Annotated in this window: 6 protein-coding genes; 1 reads left to right on the top strand and 5 read right to left on the bottom strand. The window is 74.0% G+C overall.

Annotated features, from left to right (window positions below):
* The coding region (locus JNW91_RS28545) for a hypothetical protein (RefSeq protein WP_238425872.1) at nt 1–1828 on the top strand (1828 nt) is incomplete at its 5' end.
* Nucleotides 1829–1874: 46 nt separating this feature from the next.
* Here the strand turns inward: JNW91_RS28545 and JNW91_RS28540 are convergent.
* From JNW91_RS28540 to JNW91_RS28520, 5 genes are all read right to left on the bottom strand, one after another.
* Nucleotides 1875–2474, bottom strand: a complete 600-nt coding sequence (locus JNW91_RS28540; protein ID WP_203178575.1) for a hypothetical protein — start codon at nt 2472–2474, stop codon at nt 1875–1877.
* Between the two features lie 56 nt (nt 2475–2530).
* Nucleotides 2531–3961 carry a sensor histidine kinase gene (locus tag JNW91_RS28535; protein WP_238425871.1) on the bottom strand — a complete coding sequence of 477 codons (1431 nt, stop codon included), beginning with the start codon at nt 3959–3961 and terminating at the stop codon, nt 2531–2533.
* A gap of 46 nt (nt 3962–4007) precedes the next feature.
* Nucleotides 4008–4700, bottom strand: a complete 693-nt coding sequence (locus tag JNW91_RS28530; RefSeq protein WP_203178571.1) for a response regulator transcription factor — start codon at nt 4698–4700, stop codon at nt 4008–4010.
* Between the two features lie 97 nt (nt 4701–4797).
* Nucleotides 4798–5310 (bottom strand): hypothetical protein, encoded by a 513-nt coding sequence (locus JNW91_RS28525; RefSeq protein WP_203178576.1) that lies wholly within the window; start codon nt 5308–5310, stop codon nt 4798–4800.
* A 120-nt stretch (nt 5311–5430) separates the two neighbouring features.
* The coding region (locus JNW91_RS28520; RefSeq protein ID WP_203178569.1) for a DUF1906 domain-containing protein at nt 5431–6246 on the bottom strand (816 nt) is incomplete at its 5' end.

The raw sequence follows: 6246 nt of genomic DNA, 5'->3' as shown, positions 1-6246 counted from the left end.
ACCCACTCCGGTCGCCGCCGACGGCACCCCCGCGCCGACCCGGACCGACCGGTCGCCCGCCGGCCTGCTCGCCCTGGTCGACACCTGGCGTACGGCGGGTCGGGGCGAGCGGCTGCTCGCCGGCACGGTCGGCGGGCTGGTGCTGGTGGAGTTGCTGATCGCGCTGCTGGCCGAGCCGAACAACTTCGACTCGCAGACGTACCACCTGCCAAAGGTGGAGCACTGGGTCGCCCAGGGTGACCTGGACTTCTGGCCCACCGCCATCCACCGGCAGGTGACCATCCCGCCCGGGGCCGAATACCTGCTGCTGCACCTGCGCCTGCTCACCGGCGGGGACGCGCTGCACAACCTGGTGCAGTGGGCCGCCGGGGTGCTCTGCGTGCTGGTGGCCGCACGGATCACCGCGCAGCTCGGCGGTGGTCGGCGGGCCCAGCTGCTCACCGCGTTCGTGCTGGCGAGCACGCCGATGGTGGCCCTCCAGGCGACCAGTACGCAGACCGACCTGGTCTGCGCGGCGTGGGTGGCCTGCGCGGCGACCGTCGTGCTGGACGGCCTGGGTCGGCGGACCGGCTGGGGCACTCTGCTCGGGTTGGGAACTGCCACCGGTCTGACCGCGGTGACGAAGACCAGCGGCCTGATCGCGGTCGGCCCGCTGCTGGTGCTCTGGGGGTTGGCCCAGCTCCGCCTCGCCCGGACCGGCTACGCGGCAGTTGGTCGGCGGTCCCGGCCGGCCGGCTCGGTGGCTCGTACGGTCGGCGGTTCGGTGCTGATCCTGCTGGTCGCCGCCGTGGTCGTCGGTCCGTTCCTGGCCCGGGTGACCGCCGAGTTCGGGCACCCGCTGGGGCCGCCCCGGTTGCGGGAGTCCATCCCGATGGAACGGCACGATCCGGCGTCGGTCCTGGTCAACGCGCTACGGATCGGGCACACCGCGTTCGACACCCCGTTGGCGCCGCTGCGCAGGGCCGGGGCCGAGGCGATCATCAGCGGAGCGGACGCGATCGGCGTCGACCCGCAGGACCGGGCGATCACCTTCGGTCGGGAGGTCTTCCCGGAGCCCGCCTGGTACCCGGACGAGGACCGGGTGGCGTTCCCGATCGCCGCGACACTGGCGTTGATCGGCGCGGCCGTCGCGCTCGCCCGACCGCGCCGGCTCGACTCCGGGCAGGCCGGGCCGCTGCGCGCGTACACGGTGGTGGTGCTGGCCACGGTCCTGCTGCACACGTCGATGATCAAGTGGCAGCCGTGGGGTAACCGGTTGATCCTCTACGCCCTGGTGCTCGCGGTGCCGCTGGCCGGGCTCTGGCTGGACGCGCTCCTCCGCCGTCAGGTGGACCCGGCAGCCGGCACGGCCAAGGTGGCGGCACGGCGATCGGTGGCCACGGTCGCGGCGGTCACCGTGCTGGCCACCTCGGCGCTGGCCGGAGTGCTCGCCCTGTCGTACGGCTTCCCGCGCCGGCTCGTCGGCGCCGGCTCAATCTTCACCACCTCGGACTGGGACACCCGGTTCCTGCGTCGACCGCAGTGGGCCGACGAGTTCCGCTGGGCCGCGGCGGCGGTCCGCGACAGCGGTGCCCGCCGGATCGGGCTTGCGCAGCAGAACGACAACTGGGAGTACCCGTGGTGGCTGCTGCTGCGGCAGCCCGACGGGGGCTCGCCGGAGCTGGTGGCGTTGCAGTCGGTGCTGCCGGAACGACCGCCGGCCGATCCGTCCTCGGTCGACGCCATCGTCTGCACCGGCAGCAGGCCGGCCTGCGCCAACCTGGTGCCGGTCGACTGGCGGTTGGAGTTCCGGGGTTACGTCGGCTACGCGCTGCCGCCCGGCCGCTGACCACACCTCGGGAAAGGGGCCCTGGCGTCGACCAGGGCCCCTTCGCTCACTTGGTGTGCGGGATGAGGATGAGCCGGGCCGCGCCCTTGTCGCCGTCCTTCGCTCCGGCGACGCCGAGCGTCGTACCGACCTTGACGTCGCTGGCCTGCACGGTGGCCCGTCGCTCGACGACCCGCAGGTCGTCGCCGAAGGTCCAGGTCATGCTGAAGCCGTCGGTGGACTTGACGGTCATCGAGTCGCCGTCGATCGCGGTCACCTCACCGCGCTGCACGGCGACGGTCTGCGTATCCCCGTCCTTCGTCTTCACCACGGCCTCGCCGTGCAGGGTGTTCTTGCGCAGCAGAACGTGTGCCTGGCGGCGCTTGCGCGACTCCTCGCCCCGCTTCTCCCGGGCCTTGTCCTTCGCGGAGGGGGAGGCGCCGGGCGTCGGGGTGGCCGGCGCGGCGACGGTCTGCACGTCCAGGTCGTCGGCGTCGAAGCCCATCGCGGCGAGTGCCTGACCCTCCACCCCCATCGCCGCGACGACGTCGACGGCGGCCTCGCGGGCGGGCTGGCTGGCCACCTCGGCCGCACCGCAGCCGGTGAGGCCGAGCGCGACCGCCGCGAGCAGTGCCGTGGTGCCGGTGGCGAAACCCCAACGTGGCATGACTGTTCCTCTCGTCCGTGGAGCCCTCAGCCTTCCCCGGGACGACGAGCGGAGCGTCAGGCCGATGTTCGGGTCCGGTAAGGATCACCGGGCAGCCGGACCGTGAAGGCCGCGCCGCCCTCCGGCGCGTGGCCGGCGACGATCTCCCCGCCCAGCCGGCGGACCAGCCCGGCGGCCAACGCCAACCCGAGCCCGCTGCCCACCTTGCGCACCCCCCGGTAACGCTGGTGCAGCGCGCCCCGCTCGAAGGCCACCGCCAGGTCGTCGTCGGTGAAGCCCGGTCCGCCGTCGCGGACCTCCAGCACACCGCCGGCGGCCGGGTCCGCGCCGACCGGCCGGACCGCGAGCACCACCGGCGCACCCGGGGGTACGACCCGCAGCGCGTTCTCCAGCAGCCCGTCCACCACCTGCCGGATCCGTCCCGGATCGGTGTACGCGGGCACCGGCTGACCGGGCGTCTCCACCCGGAACGGCACGCCCACCGCCGCGCACCGGCCGGACCAGGTCGGCTCGGCGTCCATGGCCAGCCGTGCCAGGTCCACCGGCACCGGTTCGAGGGGGAAGTCGGCGGCCTCCAGCCGGGCCAGCGCCAGCAGGTCACCGATCAGGCGATCCAGGTGCTGGGCCTCGGCCAGCACCGTCCGGCCGGTGTCGACCGTGTCGTCCGCGCCGAGCACCCCGTCGGCCAGCGCCTCGGCGTACCCCCGGATCGCGGTCAACGGGGTCCGTAGCTCGTGCGAGACGGAGAGCAGGAACTCCCGCTGTCTGCCCTCGCTGGTGGCCAGTGCCGCGGCCAACCCGTTCAGCGCCTCGGCCAGGTCGGCGACCTCGTCCGGCGACTCGACCGGCACGCGGACCGCGCGGTCACCGGCGCGCAGCCGGGCGGCGGCGGTGGCGGCGACGCGGATCGGGCGGGCCAGGCGGCGGGCCAGCAGCAGACCGGCCACCACACCGGCGGCCAGCCCCGCCAGCAGCGGTAACCAGAGGCTGAGCAGCACCTGCGCCCACAACCCGTTCGCCGAGGGGCGGGAGAGCACCACCCCGTTGCCGTTGGGCAGCGCCCGACCCTCGACCAGGGCGGCCCGGCCGTTGACCGGCCGGCGGACCGACACGTTGCGGCCCTGCTCGATCCGCTGCACCACCCGGGCCGGCAGGCCCGCCCGGTCGACCGTCCCGCGCCGGATCAGGTACGCGTCGATGCCCTGGTCGCGCAGTTGCTGGATGAGCCGCTCCTCGTCGGCGGTGCGGCCCCGGTCCAGCCGGGTCCGCAACACCTCGGCGGCGAGCCGGGCCTGCGCGGCGAGCGCCTCCTGATCGCGGCGCTCGGCACCGCGGATCGCCAGCGGCAGCGCGACGATCGCCGTGACCAGCACCGACACCAGCGCCACCGCGCAGGTGACCAGCACCGCGCGGGCGGTCAGCGTCCGGCCGAACCGGCTGCGCCGGGGTGCGGACGGCGGACCGACGCCGATCACGGGCAGGGCCATGGTCGGCGATTCGGGGCGCGCCGGCGGCGACTGCGGGCCGGGGTGATCAGGCATCGACGGCGTACCCCACGCCGCGATGGGTCCGGATGACGCTGGCCGGGCCGAGCTTCGCCCGTACCTGGGCGACGTGCACGTCCACCGTGCGGGTGCCGGCGTGCGCGGCGTAACCCCACACCCCGGCCAACAGCTCCTCGCGGGTGAAGACCCGGCCGGGCCGGGCCATCAGATGCGCCAGCAGGTCGAACTCGGTGGAGGTGAGCTGCACCGGCGCGCCCGCGGCGGTGACCGTCCGGCGGGCCGGATCGAGGGTCACCGGGCCGACGACGCGCGGCCGGTCCGCGCCCTCCGGGCCGCCGGCGGTGCGACGCAGCACCGCGCGCACCCGGGCGACCAGCTCCCGGGGGCTGAACGGCTTGGTGACGTAGTCGTCGGCGCCCAACTCCAGACCGACGATCCGGTCGACCTCGTCGTCACGAGCGGTGAGGAAGATGACCGGCGTCCAGTCGCCGGCCTCCCGCAGCCGCCGGCAGACCTCGGTGCCGGGCAGGCCGGGCAGGGCGATGTCCAGGACGCAGGCCACCGGACGCAGCCGACGGGCGGCGGACAGGCCGGCCTCCCCGTCGCGCTCCAGGTGGACGCCGAACCCGTCACGGGTGAGGTAGAGCCGGACCAGGTCGGCGATGGCCGGCTCGTCCTCGACCACGAGGACGAGCCCGCGGTGCGGCGGGTCGACGGTCACCGGCCCATGATTGCCGACCCGGTGGCGTCGACGCGATCGGTCCGTGTTCGGGTTTGGTAAAGGCGAGGCGAACGGCCCTCACCGGCGCGGTGGAGTGTCAGCGCGCCACGGCGGGGCGGAACACGCCGGGCCGCGAGGTCGTGGGCGCGTCGCCGATGGTGGCGACGACCCGCTCGCGCGGTGTCCGCAGGCGGGTCCGGAACGCGTGGTTGAGCAGCGCGTCGAGCTGCCACACCCGCTTCGGGTGGGTCGCGCGGATCAGGAACCGCTCACGGATCCCGTCGATCGCGGTGGCGGCCAGTTCGACCGAGTGCAGCCGCGGGTCGGGGCTCCAGGTGACGTTGCTCAGCTCGCGCAGCTCGGTGTTGAGGTGCAGGCGCAGCCGGTGCAGCAACCGGGTCTGCTGGGTCACCACCAGCCGCCGGTGGGTGAGCAGCAGCAGGTAGTCGCCGGTGACCGGCCGGTCGGGGCGGCTGCAACGGGTGACCAGGATGGTGGCGTCACCGGTCCCGACGCAGCGCCGGAAGACCGGCATGTGCCGGCCGAGGGTCTGGACCGCGAGGCCGGCCTCGGCGGCGGCGGGAAGGAACGTTCGGGAGAAGACGTCCATGACCTGCCCAACGACCTCCCCGTCGGGAGTGACGTGGGTCACGGACAAGTTTTGGAAGTTCCACGCGCCGGGTCGCACCGGCTGTCCGACATTCGGCCCACCCTGGCCCGAAAGCCGGCGTCAGCGGGTCGGCGGACGTACACGGAGCCGGTCGATGATCCGGGGCACGTCCCGCAGGGCCCGGAACCGCGACCAGCTCGGCGGAGCCTGGCGCTGCTGCCGGAGATCGAGGTAGTTGCTGTCGATGTTGATCCGCACCCCGCCCCAGGTCTCGTGGTGGTCGCCCCGGTACTGCTTCATCCGCCCGCCGGGCATCCAGTGCGACACCGGCAACGCGCTGTCCGACACCGTCTGGACGCCGTCCCAGCGAGCGAAGTCGATCATGTCGGGGCGGGCGTGACTCGGCCGCTGGTACGCAGCCACCTGATCCGCCAACCCCGCCGAGGAGACCGGGGTGTAGAGACCGGAGAAGTACCTCTGCTCGTGCAGCCGGGTGGTCCACGCGCTCACGAAGGAGTTGACCGCCTCGGTGCACGCGGCGTTCCCCGCCGGGTAGTGCTCCATGTCGAACGTGATCGTGCTGCCCAGCCAGAGCCCGAGACCCCGGGCGCTGCGCACCGCGTCGTCGGCCGCCTCACGGCCCTGGGCCGCCGCGCGGGTCGGATCGATCTTCCGCTGGTACGTCGAGCAGGGCGCCTGGAGCCCGACGTAGAGCGGAAAGAGCCGCCAACCGGCCGCCTGCTGCGTCGCCACCCAGCTCGGCGTGAGGTTGGGCTGCGCGCAGCCCCGGTTGACGCCGCCGATGTAGATGCCGATCGCCCGGTACGGCGACTGGAGCCACGCCTTCATCGACGCGTTCGACGGGGCGGCGCAGGTGTCGAACCCGAGGCCGGTGAAGGTGCCCGGCTGCGGACCGTCATAGGCCGCGGCCCGAGC

This window comes from Micromonospora parastrephiae (assembly GCF_016802865.1).
Lineage (GTDB): Bacteria > Actinomycetota > Actinomycetes > Mycobacteriales > Micromonosporaceae > Micromonospora > Micromonospora parastrephiae.
The sequence above is the reverse complement of the archived record's forward strand: the minus strand, read 5'-3'. Positions and strand labels throughout refer to the sequence as shown.

Excerpts from the sequence above, each read along its gene's own strand:
- JNW91_RS28540 (WP_203178575.1), bottom strand. The coding sequence starts at position 2,474 with ATGCCACGTTGGGGTTTCGCCACCGGCACCACGGCACTGCTCGCGGCG.
- JNW91_RS28535 (WP_238425871.1), bottom strand. The coding sequence starts at position 3,961 with ATGGCCCTGCCCGTGATCGGCGTCGGTCCGCCGTCCGCACCCCGGCGC.
- JNW91_RS28525 (WP_203178576.1), bottom strand. The coding sequence starts at position 5,310 with ATGGACGTCTTCTCCCGAACGTTCCTTCCCGCCGCCGCCGAGGCCGGC.